The organism is Streptomyces sp. NRRL F-5122, from assembly GCF_001507435.1.
GTDB lineage: Bacteria > Actinomycetota > Actinomycetes > Streptomycetales > Streptomycetaceae > Streptomyces > Streptomyces lannensis.
The window spans coordinates 1-433 of record NZ_LMWH01000140.1 but is presented as its reverse complement, the minus strand read 5'-3'; the positions used below and the strand labels follow the sequence as shown (position 1 = coordinate 433).

Annotated in this window: 1 pseudogene; it reads right to left on the bottom strand. The window is 68.4% G+C overall.

What is annotated here, in order from left to right:
• A pseudogene (locus ADL25_RS16785) lies at window positions 1–433 on the bottom strand (hypothetical protein); the annotation flags it as partial.

The window sequence follows — 433 nt, the reverse complement described above, 5'->3', positions numbered from 1 at the left end:
ACCCGAAGATCCCCTTCGCCTTGAAAGACAACCGACTGTCCCGGAACAGGCCGTTGGCGATCTGCGTGAACTGATCAGCCGCCATCACGCCGCGGCGGATCCCGGCCCCGAACCCAGCGCCGTGCTCGTCGTCGATCGCCAGGGTTGAGGTGGCTTCCAGCAGGGCGACGTCCAGCGTGGCGGGGCGGTCGGTGATCGAGTAGACGACCTCGCCGAGCGTCCCGTTCGCCCGGCGCAGGCGTTCGCGGACGAGGTAGCCGTACCGCTCCAGTTCCTTCAGGCCGGCCCGGACCGCTTCGCGTCCGTCGGGCCCTACGGCGACGAGGTGGGCGAGGGTGACCTGCCAGCCGTCCCGGTGCGTGCTGACGTACCCGAAGATCCCCTTCGCCTTGAAAGACAACCGACTGTCCCGGAACAGGCCGTTGGCGATCTG